General features: G+C 43.0%; 14 protein-coding genes. 3 read left to right on the top strand and 11 right to left on the bottom strand.

Annotated features, from left to right (window positions below; all coding sequences use genetic code 11):
* Positions 1–38: 38 nt before the first annotated feature.
* The gene (locus BTV98_RS03105) at positions 39–1,037 is read left to right on the top strand and encodes an ATP-binding protein (RefSeq protein ID WP_058369108.1); all 999 of its coding nucleotides are present in this window, start codon (positions 39–41) and stop codon (positions 1,035–1,037) included.
* Between the two features lies 1 nt (position 1,038).
* Here the strand turns inward: BTV98_RS03105 and BTV98_RS03100 are convergent, their stop codons facing one another.
* The 7 genes from BTV98_RS03100 to BTV98_RS03070 form a co-directional block, all read right to left on the bottom strand.
* Positions 1,039–2,154, bottom strand: a complete 1,116-nt coding sequence (locus BTV98_RS03100; RefSeq protein ID WP_058369109.1) for a ribonuclease Z — start codon at positions 2,152–2,154, stop codon at positions 1,039–1,041.
* A gap of 43 nt (positions 2,155–2,197) precedes the next feature.
* On the bottom strand, positions 2,198–2,443 hold the full coding sequence (locus BTV98_RS03095) for a hypothetical protein (RefSeq protein WP_058369110.1): 246 nt from the start codon (positions 2,441–2,443) through the stop codon (positions 2,198–2,200).
* Positions 2,444–2,559: 116 nt separating this feature from the next.
* Complete coding sequence (locus BTV98_RS03090) at positions 2,560–3,228, bottom strand: glutathione S-transferase (protein ID WP_058369111.1); 669 nt, start codon at positions 3,226–3,228, stop codon at positions 2,560–2,562.
* A 156-nt stretch (positions 3,229–3,384) separates the two neighbouring features.
* Positions 3,385–4,455, bottom strand: coding sequence for an EamA family transporter RarD (gene rarD, locus BTV98_RS03085; protein ID WP_058369112.1), 1,071 nt, complete (start codon positions 4,453–4,455; stop codon positions 3,385–3,387).
* 240 nt (positions 4,456–4,695) lie between these two features.
* Positions 4,696–5,766 carry an EamA family transporter RarD gene (gene rarD / locus BTV98_RS03080; RefSeq protein ID WP_058369113.1) on the bottom strand — a complete coding sequence of 357 codons (1,071 nt, stop codon included), beginning with the start codon at positions 5,764–5,766 and terminating at the stop codon, positions 4,696–4,698.
* A 165-nt stretch (positions 5,767–5,931) separates the two neighbouring features.
* A complete protein-coding gene (gene gyrA / locus BTV98_RS03075) occupies positions 5,932–8,697 on the bottom strand; it encodes a DNA gyrase subunit A (protein ID WP_075102867.1) in 2,766 nt (921 codons plus the stop codon).
* Between the two features lie 382 nt (positions 8,698–9,079).
* A complete protein-coding gene (locus tag BTV98_RS03070; RefSeq protein WP_058369114.1) occupies positions 9,080–10,822 on the bottom strand; it encodes a S9 family peptidase in 1,743 nt (580 codons plus the stop codon).
* A gap of 354 nt (positions 10,823–11,176) precedes the next feature.
* Between BTV98_RS03070 and BTV98_RS03065 the strand changes: the two genes are divergently transcribed.
* Positions 11,177–11,452 carry a hypothetical protein gene (locus tag BTV98_RS03065; protein WP_058369115.1) on the top strand — a complete coding sequence of 92 codons (276 nt, stop codon included), beginning with the start codon at positions 11,177–11,179 and terminating at the stop codon, positions 11,450–11,452.
* 68 nt (positions 11,453–11,520) lie between these two features.
* Complete coding sequence (locus BTV98_RS03060; protein ID WP_058369116.1) at positions 11,521–12,384, top strand: methyltransferase domain-containing protein; 864 nt, start codon at positions 11,521–11,523, stop codon at positions 12,382–12,384.
* A gap of 90 nt (positions 12,385–12,474) precedes the next feature.
* Here BTV98_RS03060 and BTV98_RS03055 read toward each other — a convergent pair whose 3' ends face one another.
* The 4 genes from BTV98_RS03055 to BTV98_RS03040 all read right to left on the bottom strand — a co-directional run bounded on the left by BTV98_RS03055 (position 12,475) and on the right by BTV98_RS03040 (position 17,720).
* Positions 12,475–13,770 carry an ABC transporter ATP-binding protein gene (locus tag BTV98_RS03055; protein ID WP_178379346.1) on the bottom strand — a complete coding sequence of 432 codons (1,296 nt, stop codon included), beginning with the start codon at positions 13,768–13,770 and terminating at the stop codon, positions 12,475–12,477.
* 151 nt (positions 13,771–13,921) lie between these two features.
* Positions 13,922–15,592 (bottom strand): iron ABC transporter permease, encoded by a 1,671-nt coding sequence (locus tag BTV98_RS03050; RefSeq protein WP_227511763.1) that lies wholly within the window; start codon positions 15,590–15,592, stop codon positions 13,922–13,924.
* Between the two features lie 56 nt (positions 15,593–15,648).
* Positions 15,649–16,779, bottom strand: a complete 1,131-nt coding sequence (locus BTV98_RS03045) for a Fe(3+) ABC transporter substrate-binding protein (RefSeq protein WP_058369118.1) — start codon at positions 16,777–16,779, stop codon at positions 15,649–15,651.
* A gap of 197 nt (positions 16,780–16,976) precedes the next feature.
* Positions 16,977–17,720, bottom strand: a complete 744-nt coding sequence (locus tag BTV98_RS03040; protein ID WP_058369119.1) for a 16S rRNA (uracil(1498)-N(3))-methyltransferase — start codon at positions 17,718–17,720, stop codon at positions 16,977–16,979.
* Positions 17,721–17,758: the final 38 nt, after the last annotated feature.

Raw genomic sequence — 17,758 nt, 5'->3', positions numbered from 1 at the left:
AAACTAAATGAAACGTAACCTGAATTATTAGAGTCATTATGTCCCAATCAACCAATTCGTTCGCTAATAAGTTGTCCACTGATTACGCCCTACCTGCCCCTTTATTGGACTTATTAAGTCAATATTTAGCAGAGCACGTGACCCCTACTATCAAAATTGATCCTGCACAGCTGGCGTATCGCTGGGTTGGTGGACGCACCGGACATTTAGAACCGTTGGCGGTTAACTTATTTTTGAGTTTGGATGACTTGCATGGTATCGACTCTCAAAAGTCAAAGCTGGTACAAAACACACGTCAATTTCTTAAAGGCTATCCAGCCAATCACGTATTGATGACTGGGACACGCGGCGCAGGTAAATCATCACTGATTCGAGCGTTACTGCAAGCCTATCATAGCGAAGGCTTACGCATTATTGAGATTGCTCGCGATGATTTGTTGGTATTAGACAAGATTCGCGCAGCTATCAATGAGCTACCTGCTGACTGTGGTAGTCGCTATGTAGTGTACTGTGATGATCTTGCATTTAACGGTCAGGATGAAAGCTATCGTACGCTAAAAAGCGTATTGGATGGTTCGCTCGATTCTGAGCAAGATAAACTATTGGTATATGCGACCAGTAATCGTCGACATCTATTGCCTCAGCTGATGAAAGACAACGTCAATATTTATGATGGAAACACCGATGAGGTCAATCCTTATGAAACCATTGACGAGACCGTATCGCTATCTGATCGCTTTGGTTTATGGTTGTCGTTTTATCCTATGAATCAGCAAACGTATTTACAGATTGTTCAGCATTATCTAAGCTTGCAGCCAGCACGAATTACTAGCGATGTTATGAATGCTAATAGTGATAACAATAGTAATGATAAAGCGGTTGACGAAGCGCTTGATAAGGAACTTAATGAGACCACTAGAGCGGCGGCACTGCGTTGGGCATCAGAGCGTGGTGGCCGTTCAGGGCGTGTGGCTTATCAGTTTAGTCGTTATTGGATAGGGCAATCTCAATTGGCTGCTGCAGATAGTCAGTCTTAACTCATTTGCTGTCTCGTGCAGATCCTACATACTGCACGCGGCTGTCTGCTTGACCTTCAACTACTTCTACTGCACCATCTACCCTATATTGCGCAAAATCTTCAGCCAGCCATAAATTACCTTGATAAACGCTTTCGGCATCTAGACGGATATGCCCCATATTAGGCATCGTGCTATTTGGATTATCAAAACCCTGATAGCGCGCACTAAAATGTGTCAAAATGAGATTAGGTAGGCCAATATCTTGAGCAAACTTGCCAACTCGCTGCGCACTACTATGCATGGGGTCAAAATCTGGATTTTTGGCTTGAATCTTAGCCAAGACTTCATTGGTATAAGTCGCCTCATGCACCAATAAATCCGCATCTCGTAGCGCTGAAGTTAAAAGACTTGGCGTATCATTATCACCTGCTACGACTACTCTTGTATGCTGCTCATCATTATTGACATAATCTGCTGAGCGTAACTGCTTACCGTCCTCAGTTGTAACATCTTCACCTTGCTGCAACCTTCCCCACACCTTACTAGCTGGAATACCAGCTGCTAGCAACTTGTCGGTATTGAGCGTGCGACGACTGATAGTCTGAGTGATACCAAAACCATAGGATGGCACACGGTGTGATAGAGAATGGATATCTATCGCTAGCTGTTGTTGCTTGTCTAAGCTAAAATTTACCTGACCTTTATTTTCACTATCTAGCTGAGACTGCAAATCTTCAATTACCATAAAATCGATGGCAAATGGCAAATGCAACTCAGTAGCTAGTATTACAGCATCTAGTAGTTTGCTAATGGCTTTGGGTGCGATGAGCGTCAGCGCCTCTTTACGTCCTGACATGGCAGCACTAGCGAGCAATCCTGGCAAACCATAGCAATGGTCGCCGTGCACATGAGTAATACAAATAGCGGTAAGCTGATGTAGTGATAGTTTGGTATGGAGCAGTTGTTGCTGCGTGCCTTCACCGCAGTCGATTAATAACCACGGACGCGATTTTTTACTCTGCTGTTGATTAGATCCTGATAGATACGGATTAAGGCACTCAATCGCTAACGCAGTGACATTGCGCTGCTTAGTCGGTACGCCTGCTGAGGTTCCTAAGAAGGTTAATTGAAGCATAGGTCGTCATTCATCACAAAATTCATTCATATTTAATAAGAAGTTATGATGATTTACAAAGAATGGTCTTATCACCTTCAACGACTTGGCCACCATTAGCAAAGCATTGGTTGACCATGCTAGATTCGTGTGACTTCCAACCCCCGTAAAAACTGGCTATACATAATAAAACGACTAATATCTTTTGCGACCACGCTTTAACGGTTACTTGCTGAGAAGCAAGCTGCTGCTGTGCAAGCTGATCTTTATCGGAATTAGAGGGTTTATTTAAGTTATTAGGGTCTGTCATTATCTTACCTTTTATAGGGCTATTTATGCATAGGACATATTAAAATGAACATGCCCTAAACACAATCAACATATGAATACATAGCATCCATGAGCGCACTGATATATTTAGTGGTCCTAAAACTGGACACGGCCACCTTTGGCTTCAGCTTGCTTGAAAGCTGCACGCGCTTCACAGCGCTTTAACCAATTTAGTATGTTGGCGTATTTTACTTTGTCGAGCCCACTTCCTGCATTGGTAGCGACGACCACAAGATGCATTTGAATGTCTGCAGCACTAAAGGCTTCGCCTGCAAACCAATGATTGTGCTGTAGTTGCTGCTCCATCATGTTTAGCATCGTTGTCAGACTATCATTGATCATATTGTTTTCGACTTGCTTACGAATGCTTTTACTCACAGGCTTGATAAGCATTGGTGATTTTTCGACCACTTTCGTAAATACCAAACGCATGACCAATAGCGGCATTATTGATGCTTCGGCAAAGTGCAGCCAAAAAGTATAAGCTTCCCACGCCTCTTCATTATTATCAGTAGGTTTGAATTGCTGTTCTTTATCATAATGCTTAAGTAAATACTCAATGATGAACCCTGATTCGACCAGCGCACGCCCGTTCACCTCTAAGATAGGAGTATGGCCGAGTGGATGGATTTTCTTTAGGCTATCAGGCGCACGGTAAGCTTTGTTACGCTCATAACAGGTGAGCTGGTAGTCTACGTTTAACTCTTCTAAAAGCCATATAATACGAAACGAGCGTGAGTTCTCTAAATGATGCAGATGTAACATGAATTCATCCTAATGATAAGTGGTAAATTAAACAAAGTAACTTATTGATGCTATCGATGATAGCGCACTTAGCCATGCTTTAATACAGCCAGATCATCCAATAACAGTCAAAAGCAATGGCTGTGTGGTCAGTTTTATATCTCGTATCTTTATGGACTATCTTGAATATAGCTGATCAATTTTATGTGAGATTTTATTCATTTTGGATTGATAACGTCTAATCTTACGAAACCGATGCGCAGCCAAGACACCTTTGATACGGCGATTCTTTAAACGGCGACGTGGTGGAAAACTGCCAACTTGTGGTTCGTTGTAACCATGTAGACGGTTGTCACGACGGCGTGCTAAGTAACCAAGTCCACTATCCATAATCATAATCAATAACGCAACAAAGATCATGCCGTACATAAATAAAGAGCCACCCTCCTCAACGCTTTGATGCAAAATAGTGACAGAAAATATAAATAAGAATATGGGCTCAAGATAGCATAACGTCCCAAATAATGAGACTGGCAATTTTTGACTGGCTACCATAGTCAATGACATGGCAGCAGTACTGATCACACCCAATAGCGGCAAAAAATACCAAAGCTTATTGGTAGATATGGCCAGTTCAAAACCGCCATTCATATAAAGTGCGACCAAGACGATGGGTAATAGCAAGACAAGATCAGAGATAAGACCTGTAATAGGCGGCACAGCCATTTTTCGACGTAGCAAATAATAAGGCGGATACCCCAAGCAGACGAACAATGTCGCCCAAGATATTGCCCCGTATTGGACAATATCATAAGCAATACCTGCTCCTGCAAAAATTATCGCAACCCACTGCAGCCGGCTCATGCTTTCATGATAAAAAAACCGACCAACTATGATCATAATCATAGGATATAAAAAGTAGCCTAAAGTCACCTCCAAACCAAGATCGTTCACTGGTGCCCACATGAATATCCAAATTTGTGCACCTAAAATAGGCGTGGGAATAATAAACAAAAACCACTCTTTCGCTGTTTTTAGCGTCTTTAGATAATCAAAAATATGTTGCCATTGCTTTAATACACTAATCAGGAGCACTAAACTAAATAACATCATGAGCACACGCCACGAGGCAACCTGCGTGCCTGATAGCGGCTGCATAATCAATCCAAACAAAAACAATAACGAGTATAAAAAATTTGCAGCTACCGCGATGATCGTGCCCTGCGACGTTTGGTTGGTAGGGAACATAATAACAGCCTTAAAAATTAGAGCGCTTCCTTGGCAGTTTTAAAAAAAAACAAAAGCCTCCGACGTCTACGTCGGAGGCTTTTGTTTATAGGATTATCGTACAATACTATTGTCGTACCATACTAAGACAAATACTTTAACTTTATCTTACTTACGTCATGACGATATTATGTCAAAGTCAAGCTATATAAGCAATATATCTACTCAACTGACCCGTCAATTCTGATTCTTAAGAACTGCTTACTTTGCATCTAACCGCTCTATTTTTCGCTGCATTTTATCTATTTTACTTTGATACTTTCTAATTCTGCGAAAACGATGGGCTTTTAGCACACCATCTATGCGGCGATCTATCAGACGGCGACGTGGAGGAAAGCCGCCCACTTGTGGTTCATTGTAGCCATGGAGTCGATTGTCACGGCGCCGCGTTACGTAACCCAAGCCACTTTCCATAATCATAAAAATTAACGCCAAAGTAATCATACCATACATAAATAAAGAGCCGCCTTCATGAAGACTTTGACCCAATATCGTAATAGAAAATACAAACAACAGCATAGGCTCAAGATAGCTTAGCGCGCCAAATAATGAGACAGGCAGTTTACTACTAGCAACCATAGAGAGCGACATTGCAAGCGCACTAAAAGCGCCAAGCAACGGTAACAGATACCAAAATTTACTGGTCTGTATCGCAACGCTAAAACCACCGCTGACATAAAGCATAATTAATACAACAGGCGTTAATAAAGCAAGATCAGACAATAAGCCAGTGACGGGCGGTACTGCCAGTTTACGCCGTAGTAGATAATATGGCGGATAACCCAAACATGCAAACAAGGTCACCCATGATATTGAGCCGTATTGAAATATATCATAACCAACCCCCATCGCTGCACATAGCGCTGCCACCCATTGTAGGATACTCATACGTTCATGATAAAAAAAACGCCCAATTACTATCATAATGAGTGGCAATAGAAAATAACCCAAAGTTACATCAAGACCATAACCGTTGACAGGTCCCCACATAAATAGCCAAATCTGCCCACCGAGTATTGGTGTTGGTAGTATGAATAACAACCAATCTTTCGGGGTCTTTAAAGTTTTTAGATAATCAAAAACGTGCTGCCACTGCTTGGTAAAACTGACCAATAATACCAGACTCAATAGCATCATTAGTACACGCCATGATGCTACCTGTGTACCTGATAAGGGCATCATAAACAACCCAAACAAGAACATAAATGCAAATAAAAAACTTGATATTACCGATGCAACGGTTCCCTGAAAAGTTTGATTGGTCGTAAGCATAACAGTAGCCTTAAAAAATAGAACTTTATGGGCATGATTGATAGAAAACTTAGAATATATAAAAACAAACAAAAGCCTCCAACGATAACGTCAGAGGCTTTTTTGTAGAAAAGTTACAAAGAACTAAACCAAAAAGCTATTCAACTAGACATTCATTCGTTCCACTTATTCTTCATCGATAACGTCATTGCTATCATTTGCTGTACTGTCACCCAATGTATGGTCATTTGCAATGTCAATAGACTCGCTTATGTCAGTATTCGCTGTATCATCAGTTGTACTACTTGTATCCACTTGCTCCTCTGACTCAAACGTTCCATCTTGTTTCATTGCATCAATCAGCTCATTGTCACTCTCTTCGTGCTCAACGCGTGCCATTGCCACCAGTTTTTCATCTTTAGATAACCGAATAAGCGTCACACCTTGGGTATTACGGCCCGCACTTGCAACATGTTCTACTGGCGTACGTACAAGCGTACCTTTGTCTGAGATTAGGATAATATCATCTTCAGGCTCAACCTTGGTAGCACGTACTAAAGCGCCATTACGCTGACTGGTCTTGATGGCGATAACACCGCCGCCGCCGCGATTTTGAGTATTAAATTCATCAATAAAGGTACGCTTACCAAAGCCATTTTCACAAGCGATTAGAATCTCACGTACGTCATCTTCAATGACAACTAACGACTTGATAAACTCATCATCAGCGAGACGCATACCGCGGACACCTTTTGCTGTACGGCCCATCGAACGTGCATCGTTTTCATCAAAACGGATGGCTTTACCACTTGAGGCAAACAGCATGACCTCTTGGCTACCATTAGTAATGCGCGCGCTTACTAATTTGTCACCGTCATCTAAACCAACTGCAATCAGACCATTAGAGCGAATGCTAGCAAACTGCTCAAGCTCTACCCGTTTCACTGTCCCATTGGCTGTGGCAAAGAATACAAAATGGCCAGTTACCTCGGACGTGGTTTGCGGTATTGGTAAAATAGTCGTCACCGTTTCATCACCGTTTAGACCGATCAGATTGACCAGAGGACGACCACGAGAGCCACGACTAGCAATAGGTACTTCAAAACCCCGTAAACTAAAGACACGTCCAGTATCAGTAAAGCACAGTACGGTTGCATGCGTCGAGGTCACGACTAAATGATCAATCACATCATCTTCTTTCATCGCGGTTGCAGACTTACCTTTGCCGCCGCGCTTTTGCGCGACATAATCATCAATCGGCTGAGTCTTAGCGTAGCCTGTGCGTGACACAGTCATGACGACGGTCTGTTCAGGAATAAGATCTTCACGGTTAAAATCAGTACGTGAGTCGATGATATCAGTACGACGCTCATCACCAAAGTTATCTCGGATTTCAATTAGCTCATTGGAGATGATGGTCATCAGCTTATCAAAGTCGCCAAGGATAGACTCTAAGTGTGCGATTTCACGTAATAGATCTTGATATTCTTCGGTCAGTTTGTCTTGCTCAAGACCTGTCAGACGATGCAACTGCATATCTAGAATTGCATTGACCTGTTCAAGTGATAAACGATAATGCTGCTCACCTTGACTCTGCTCTTCGATTAAACCAAACGGCGCTTTTGGATCTTCACCCTCAATAAACTCTGGTCGTACTGACTGACTACCAGCAGCAGTTAGCATCGCAACGACACTGCCTGAGCCCCACGTTTTATTGAGTAAGCTTTCACGTGCCATACCACGGTTTGCAGACGCTTTAATAGCGGCAATGATCTCATCAATATTCGCTAGTGCAACGGTTAGACCTTCGAGTAAATGACCTCGTACGCGGGCTTTATTTAGCTCATAAATCGTACGACGTGTCACCACTTCTTGACGATGGCGTACAAAAGCAGCAATCAGCTGACGCAAGGTCAGTAATTTTGGCTGACCATTGTCAAGTGCCACCATGTTGATACTAAAGCTTGATTCCAGCGGCGTTTGTAAAAACAAGTTATTTACGATAACTTCAGCAGTCTCACCGCGGCGCAAATCAATAGCAATACGCATACCTTCTTTATCAGACTCGTCACGTATCTCAGTAATGCCCTCTATTTTTTTGTCACGGACAAGCTCTGCAATACGTTCAATAAGTTTTGCTTTATTAGTCTGATAAGGAACTTCGGTAAACACAATGCGTTCACGGTCACGGTTAACACCTGTATCGCTCATTGGCTCGATGATATAACGACCGCGTACATGCAGACGGCCTTTACCCGTACGATAAGCATCTAAAATGCCTGCACGGCCGTAGATAATACCACCTGTAGGAAAGTCAGGACCTGAGATATGCGTCATCAATTCTTCAGCTGAGACTTGTGGGTTATCTGCATAAACCAAGCATGCATTGATGACTTCAGTTAAATTGTGCGGTGCCATGTTGGTTGCCATGCCAACCGCAATACCTGTCGCACCATTAACGAGCAAGTTAGGAACACGCGCAGGCAAGACGCTTGGCATGCGCTCAGAGCCATCGTAGTTATCTTCCCAATCAACTGTGTCCTTATCCAAATCAGCAAGCATCTGATGGGTAAGCTTGGTCATACGTACTTCGGTATAACGCATAGCGGCCGGAGGATCATCATCGATTGAACCAAAGTTACCTTGGCCATCAACCATTGGATAACGCAAGCTAAAATCCTGCGCCATACGTACAATCGCATCATAAACCGCACTATCACCGTGTGGGTGATATTTACCAATGACGTCACCGACCACACGCGCTGACTTCTTATAAGGCTTATTATAATCATTAGACAGTACGTGCATGGCGTACATCACGCGGCGGTGTACTGGTTTGAACCCATCACGCACATCAGGCAGCGCGCGCGAGACGATCACGCTCATCGCATAATCCAAATAGGATTGCTTTAATTCATCCACGATGGCAATAGGACTGATCGAGTCGCTCATATACACTCCTTCACTCACATTCTTTTTCTAGCATTTAACACAGTTGAAGACACTCATAATCATACAAAAATAAAGGCGCATAAAAGCGTCAATATTAACAACAGGCAGACTATAAAAAGCACCATCAGGCGTGCAAAATAGTAGGAAAACGGTGATAGTTTTAAGGTTTAATAAAAGAAGCTATTTTAGCACAAATTTGCTGATTTAGGGGTATTTCACGGTCATTAAAATCTAGTAAAAATGCCGTTTGAGCGTTCATAATAGTATTTGTTTTTTAACGATAAAACAAAAAAACCACACCTAAGTAGATGCAGTTTTTATGCGTTTTTTATCATCGTTTATTCATCGTCTACGTGTGAACAAATCTATTACGTGCGTCCTATTATGATTGTCTAAAGTTTTGCTCAAAGAACTCACGCGCAGCTTGAGTACAAGAGGCACTGGCTAATCCGCCATGATAGCTGGCTAGTACCGCAGCACTTGCTGCTTGTGCTAGTAACTCTGGGTCGGTGACTCCTGCTGACTGCGCATCTGCAATAGCTTGATTCTGAACTGCCGTCAAAGTCGTGGCAAATCTATTTTGGATATTATCGATTGTATCTGTATTCATCCAAGCGTTGCTCATAGCAGCACTGCCGATCGATAACACTGTGTTTTGATCGCGATCATCGTCATTGGTTGCGTCCACATCTAATACAGTAATGTTTAGACTGGCGGCAGGACTCATACTCGCTTGTTGCAGTATCGCCGACATAGAGCCTGTATTTAGGTCATAGTATACGGTTGGATCTTGATTACCACCGCATATTAGCGTTGGTATTTTGGGAATATAACCGCGTAGATCATTAGCTTTTAGGGCTTTACGTAAGTTGTTTTGTGGACTGTCTGCTGGAAGTACACCCGTTTTAGCTATCAGGCTATCAGGGTTTTGTAGCGCATCGGCTACATAAGTGGTGCGAAAATCCGTTTTGATAAGATAGTTATCATCGGCAAATCCTAAGAACGCAAACGGGACAGTCGGTGGCCGTAACATATCAAGTGTAGGGTTGTTTTCGGGATTATCCTCAAACAATGCGTTATCTGGCAGCTTGTTAGCCGCGACCAGCTCTCCAAAGCTCAATAAGCTTGGTAGCTGAGTGTTTGAATAGTTTGTCGTAAAGATATCTGTGCTATTTTGATAGATGTTTTTATACTTCTTTTGTAGTCCTGTTGCCAGTAGCGGTGCAAACCGAGTCGCGCCGATATTGACGTTGCCTGAAAATATAGTATCGCCAAAAGCTGCCAAAGCGTAAGGTCCTGATGATGGCGCTATCGCTGTTACAGATTTGCCTTGTTGCTCCAATAGCCTTGCTGCGGCCATGGCCACATAGCCACCTTGCGAATAACCACTAATAAACAGTTCGCCAGAGTCGTCGATATTGGTGTACTTAGTATCATTGCTACGCTGCTGCTTTTTGATTATCACACGCGCGCTATCTAGGGCATCAACCATATCAGTCGACTGTTGATCTGCAACTAGGTAAGGATGATAATCAAGCTCAGAATCATCATAGCCAGCATAGTTGGGCGCGACCACGATATAACCTTGCGCCGCAAAATTTGCTGCTATAAGGGTTGCCTCTGATCCTGCCGGATTTTGCGGATTACCTACTTGACTAAAATCATAGGTTTTTTCAGTAGTGGTGCCATGAGCATAGAGCAATACAGGTCGATCGCCTTGACAGTCGGCACTATCACCACTTGGCAACATTAGCGCCGCTGTTGCATTGGTACGCTCGCCTGCAGCTCCCACTGTCGGATAGCTGACTTTTTCTATTTTGATGTCACACTTTGCAGCAGGTGTTGCAGTGTTCTTTAGACCAAAACCACCATCTATCTGTGCTTTATTAAATGTGTTAATAGTCTGAACGGATGTAATATACTCAGTGGTGATCGTGGTGTCATCGTCTCCGCAACCGGCCATTAATAATAAGCTACTTGCTACGGCGACTGATAGCATGCATCTCACCATAGTTGGTTTGGATGATTTTGTTGAGATACTAATAGAGTTTGTTTGCTGAACACCCATAGAAGTGACTGGAGCGATCTTGCTATCTTTATTATGATTGGATTCAAATTTAGACATAATTGCTATCCTTAGCAGTGATAAAGCGAAAATTGTCAGACGTCCACGTCCTTGGCAGTTGACCAAAACCTACTTTATATAAAGATAACATAACTATTGTTATCTCTTATACCTTATTGTTTATACCGTAAACGGTGATGAAAAGCTACTTAAAACCATGTAATCTGCTGTCACACAATTATTTGTTAATTGCCCATATCTGATGCGTGCATACAGACTAGAATGTGACGCTGACGACATGAAAATTAAGGTTATGGTAGACAAAAAATTTCTACTCGTTACACTACCCCTTTATATTATAAGTCCTTGTTATAATCTTTCTTATTAATCCTTATAAAATAGGCATTTATTGTTATGGATATCATCCTTGTTATTGTCTGGATTTTGGCTATGATACTGTACAGTTTTTCTAGTGACTATGCTGTCAGCTTTCCAAACCATCATTATCGTGCGCTACCCTTTGTGCGCTGGGGCTCATTACTGATTGCGATGGTATTATCTGGTTACTTAGCACAAGCCTACCAAGACAACTTACAAGGCAATGGTATTTGGGTGTTTATTGTCGTGGTGTTTGTCATTATCACCTTAGCAAAACTGGTATTCAAATGGGTGATTAATAGACGACGATAAAGCCATTAACGATTGATATATCCATAAAACATCACCTTCTACATCAATAAATAGCAGACTCAAAAGTAATGATAAATGATGACAATCAATTGACAGCACTAAACGATGAACGTACCGACCGCAGCTTCGATGCGATTGCCGATCATTTTGAAAAAAAGGTGTATGGTGGTTTAAAGGGTGATATCCGTCTGGCTGTCTTACGCCGTGACATCTTTGGTTATGTCGAACAGCTGAGTCAAAAGCTGGGACGACCATTGCGTATTTTAGATGTAGGCGCTGGGCTTGCCCAGATTGCAACAGAACTTGCTATTCAAGGTCATACAGTCGTCATCAATGACATATCTGCTAACATGATCGACAAAGCCAGAGCAAATGCAGAACAGACTGGTAAAAACCTCGATATAACATGGTGTGTCTGTCCCTATCAGGCGCTTGAAGCTAAACTAGGGTCAGATAAACTAACGACAGACTCTACAGATAAATTTGATGTCATACTGTGTCATGCGCTACTTGAGTGGCTTGCAGACCCAAGAGCAGTGATGGATTTCTTTGATCAGCAGCTGGCGACTGATGGCGTCTTGTCATTATGTTTTTATAATCCAGCAAGCTTTGACTACCGAAACTTGATCATGGGTAATTTTAATTTGCTTGACACCTTACTTGATAAGGCTGACTATCAAGCGGACAATAACAAAAGTTTGACGCCCAATTATCCTGTTGCCAAGCAGGAAGTAGCTTCATGGTTACAACAACATGAGTATCAAATCATATCAGAGAGTGGTCTGCGCGTGTTTCATGACTATGCACCATTAAAGCGTGGCGGACATAACGACCCTGACGCAGTCATTAGAATGGAGCTACGCTACTCACAACAAGAGCCTTATAAATGGCTCGGTCGTTATTTGCATATAATGGCGACTCGCAAAACTTAATTTTAATAGCCGTTTTGTTGTAGCTCTCTTATCGCATTGAAAATATTGTTTCATTGGAATATTGATCAGTATCGATTATGCTCTTATTTCTTAATCTATAAATGACCTATCATATTCTGACCAAGTAGTAGCATTGATCTCTTTTTCATCAAACACGACCACATGCTCTAACAAAGGTAGTATGCCAATATGCGACCCAATCTCATGGTTATGATGACTTGCGACTAAGGATAAAACCGTCTGCCCATCATCGAGTTGCAAACGATATAGATAGTTGGCACCGCGAAACACACGTCCAACGACTAATGCCGTCTGCGTACTGTCATCATCGTGAATGATATCATCAGGACGCACCAATACTTTGATCGGCGTGCCATTAGGATAGTCATACTCGCAATACTGCGGCTGCCCCAGTTCATCATAGACCTCCATACGCCGATAGATATCACCAAGCGCGGTCTCGACATGTCCCTCTTTAATGATGCCATCTATCATGGCTCCTTCACCAACAAACTCAGCAACAAATGGACTGATTGGCTCATGGTATAGCTCACTTGGCGTGGCCCACTGTACCAGCTTACCTCTGTGCATCACCCCTACTTTGTCTGCAATCGCAAAGGCTTCGTTTTGATCATGAGTTACCAGTATCGCTGTGGTGTTGGTACGTTTAAGAATATCACGTACATTCATCGCCAGTGATTCGCGCAGTACTACATCAAGATTTGAAAATGGCTCATCAAGTAACAATAATTGGGGCTTGGGCGCTAAGGCACGTGCTAGAGCAACTCGCTGCTGCTGACCACCTGAAAGCTCACTTGGACGCTTGTTGGCATGCTCATTTAACTCAACCAGATCTAACATCTCAGTCACGCGTGCTTTTTTGTCAGCGGCTGACCAACTGTTCAGACCAAAAGCAATATTTTTTGCCACACTTAGGTGCCCAAACAATGCATAGTCTTGAAACACCATTCCCATGCCGCGCTTAGCTGGTGCAACGGCAAAAGATGTACGTGCTGTCTGTTCTGTTAGCCTCTGACCATTTAAGCTAATAAAGCCTTGGCGCGTAGGCTCTAACCCAGCGATGGCACGTAACGCTGTGGTTTTACCGCAGCCACTATAGCCCAAGAAGCAACCAATCTCACCTTGCTGCAGCGTTAAAGACATTTTATCAACGACAGTGGTATTATCATAACCGACAACTAAGCCTCTCACACTAAGATAAGGCTTATCATGCATCTCTATCGATTCATGCTGCTTGGACTGCGGCGTAATAACTGCACAGGTAGAAGCTTGCCGAGTATTGGTAGGCATGACTTTTTTGCCAGTAAATTTTGGTTTGGAGTGATCTGTTCGGTCTGCTGAGTCTTTGATCAGGTCGGTATGCATAGATGTTACCAATGAGCGATAGAGATAAAATAAGTAATACGATAAAAGTAATGATGAATGTCAATTGAACATAGCTATATATAGTACGCTACAAGACATAGTACGTTAAATCAGAATGACGATATAGTAGATTTCACGTACTATGACTACGCTAGCTATTTTTGTCACTTTGACGTAGCAATATCCATACTGGAATCAGTCCGACAAGTACGATAAGTAAGCTTGGTAACGCAGCCCTTGCCCACATCCCCTCACTAGTCATCTCAAACACACGTACTGCCAGCGTATCCCAGCCCTGTCGGCGCGTCATAAGCGTAATCGGCATCTCTTTCATGACTTCTACAAAACCCATTAACAAAGCGGTCAACATGCCTGGTTTGAGTATCGGCAATACCACCTGACGCCAGCGCTGTAATGGACTATCACTGAGCAGCTTTGCAGCCGCCTCTTGATTGACCGTCAAACGCTGTAGCTGACGGTCGATAGGCTGGAAACTGACCGTCATAAAGCGGGTTGAGAGCGCAAGTAGCATGACAATAACACTTCCTGATAGCACTTGCTTTGAGGTAACTCCGATAGCGATCAGTTGATTATCAACCCAAGCAATCGGAATAAAAACCCCTACAGCTAGTACTGTGCCTGGCACGACATAACCTAAATTGGCTAAAGTGGTCATCAGCTTCGTTGTTTTGTCAGAATACTGACGCTTAATCCATGCAACGATGATAGCAAGCAAAGCAATAAGTAGCGTCGTCATACTGGCAATCATCAAACTATTGGTGACAAAATCAATGTAACGTGCATCGAAATCATGACGAAAATTCGTCGCTGTCCAATAGGACAGTTGTAAAAACGGTATGAGAAAGGCTACTGAAAATATGAGCGTACACAGCAGCGTCATTGTAAGCTTTGCAGGTGTACTGGCCTCTAAGCGGCGATTGCTCCCTTGGGTGACTGCATTACCACGCCTTGCTTGCCAATACTGCTCAAACAATACCACAATAAATACCACACCGATCAATAAAGCGGCCAATTGCGCTGCCGTGGTTAAACTAAAAAACCCAAACCAAGCTTTATAAATAGCCGTGGTAAAGGTATCGACGTTAAATACCGAAACGGCACCAAAATCTGCCAAAGTCTCCATGGTCGCTAACAACAGCCCACCGATAATCCAAGGCAGCGCTTGCGGTAGAGCCAAGCGAAACAACACTCGACTGCGGCTAAGCCCCAGCATCTGACCTGCTTCTATCGCACGCCGACCTTGAGATAAAAACGCTTGCCTTGCCAGCAAATACACATAAGGATAAAAGGCCAATGACAATATTAGCCCAGCACCCCAAACATTACGTACTGAAGGTATCACAGTGCTGATGCCCAAATCCCGTAGTCCCGTCTGTAACGGTCCACTAAAATCAACTATTCCCACTGTCACAAACGCTAGCACATAAGCTGGCATGGCTAATGGCAACATTAGCGCCCACGAAAAAAACCGCTGTCCTGGAAAGCGGTACATGCTAGTTATCCATGCCAACGTCGTACCAATACTGCCAGCAATAACGGTCACCATAAGCAGTAAGATGGCCGTATTTTTGAGGACTTGCGGTAGCACATAATCTGTCATATGTGACCAGATGTCTGCAACTGGCTGCGTCCAAGCAAAAAGGACAATTAAAATTGGGATGAGCATAAACGACGAAATCAGCCCTAAGACTGATTTTGAAATAACACGCTTACCGACTATACGCTCTTGACGAACAATACGAGTAACACTGGCAGGGCTATCTTTGACAGTACTGTCTTCACTAGCAGACGCTTTTGTCATTGTCATAATATAGATATTACCCTGTCAGACGCGTATAAACTAAACCTAGCAACAGATTATTTATAACCTGCTTTGTCCATCATCTGGATTGCTTGTGTCTGTAGTTCGCCAAATTTTTGCACATTGATATCGTCTTGTTTGAACGTGCCCCAAGATCTGAGCATGTCTGACTCATCAACGCCTTCTTTTACTGGGTACTCTTTGTCAGAGCTGGCATAAATACCTTGCGCTTCATCAGAAGACAACCATTCTATTAGTTTAAGCGCACCATCTGGATTGTCTGAATTGGTGGTCACGCCAGCGCCAGAGATGTTTACATGTGTGCCTGTTGTACCTTGGTTTGCCCAAAATATCTCGACAGGGAAGTCAGGCTTTTCATCAAGTATACGGCCATAGTAATAACTGTTAGCAATACCAACTTCACATTGACCCGCAGCGATGGCTTCTAACATACTGGTATCATCACTAAATACGTCAGTCGCTAGATTATCGACCCATCCACGAATAACCTCTTCTGTCTTTTCTTCGCCCAAATGCTCCATCATACTAGCGACAAGCGATTGGTTATAGACCTTTTTAGAGGTACGCAAGCACAGTTTACCTTTCCACTTTGGATCAGCCAAATCTGCATACGTCGATAACTCATCAGCATTGACTTTGCTTGGATCATAAAATATCGTGCGTGCACGTAGCGACAGACCTGTCCACTGACCTTTTGGATCTCGGTATTTAGCAGGAACATTACTTTCAAGTACCGTAGAAGCGACTGGCTGCAATAATCCTTGCTGTGCTGCTTGCCATAAGTTCCCAGCATCGACCGTCAATAACATATCGGCCGGTGTGTTTTGACCTTCAGCTTGTAAGCGTGCCATTAATGGACCCGTCTTGTCAGTAACCAGCTCGATTTTTACGCCTGTCTCTTCGGTATACTTGTCTAACAATGGCTTAATAAGCTGCTCATTACGTGACGAATAAATCGTCACCACTTGATCATCACCTGAAGTCGCTACGGTACTATCACTAGTGGCCTCTTCAGTTGTCGGCGTTTGCGTCTCTGCGTCTTCAGCTGGAGTAGATGCGTTATTACAACCCACTAGACCCATCATCATGCCAAAGACAGCAACAGATAAAGTAGCCTTAACAGGGCGAGTTAGCGACAGACGTTCAGCAACCGCGTTCGATGACATGGTCTTCTCCATAATAGTATAAAAGATAAGTGAGATAGTTTAGATGATGAGCAATTAGGTAGGCGTTTATACTGCTAAAACAATGATAAAAACCAGAAACAATATACTAATAGAAATGAGATTAATTATCAATACATTATTTCGACTGGTTCTGCCCCCAAAAAGTACAGTTTATAGAGAGTTTTATTCTATTCATTTTATATTAGCCATTGACCCAAAATCACGTTTACAGCAGCTTCTGTGCGTAAGATTCGAGGGCCTATATTTACTGCTTTGCATCCCTGCTTACATAGCAGTTCAATCTCATAATCAACCCAGCCCCCTTCAGCTCCGATGCAAACCACATCTGGCCGCTGAACTCTTGCAGAAGATATAGACTCTACAGGCAGTTGTTGTAGATATTGCGAAAAGGCCAAATCGCTATAAGGATGAGCGATTATAGCGTCATGAGTAATCAGACTGGGCAGCTGATCTTCGACGAACGGTTTAAAACGTTTTTGTAAAGAAATGCGCGGCGCTATCGTATCGACCCCTTGCTGCAGACCTTCTAATACAAATTCATCAAGCCGCATCAGTAGCGGACTTTGCCAATAGCTCTTTTGGGTACGGTAACTATTAATCAGAATAATATGACAAACACCCAATGCGGTCATGTCCATGATCAAGCGCCGTAGTACTTTAGGCCGTGGCAATGCCAAAATCACAGTAACCTCTAATTTGGCTGGTGACGGAGTATCGAGCTGTACCTCACGTAGCTGTATGTTACTAGGTGACATATCGTCAATAACTGCTGTACCAAGATTGCCACCAAGCTGACCGATTTTGAGCGTCGCACCAACTTGTAGCTTTAATACCTTATTGATGTGTTCGATTTGTACAGGCGAGTTAATCTGTGCATAAGGCGGTGCAATATCAGATGCAGGCAACAAAATACAATTCATAGAGCAGATCGCTTAATAAAAATAAGAGTGAACGACGA

Origin of the sequence: Psychrobacter sp. Cmf 22.2, assembly GCF_001921745.1 — a bacterium.
In the GTDB taxonomy this organism is placed as follows: domain Bacteria; phylum Pseudomonadota; class Gammaproteobacteria; order Pseudomonadales; family Moraxellaceae; genus Psychrobacter.
The sequence above is the reverse complement of the archived record's forward strand: the minus strand, read 5'-3'. Positions and strand labels throughout refer to the sequence as shown.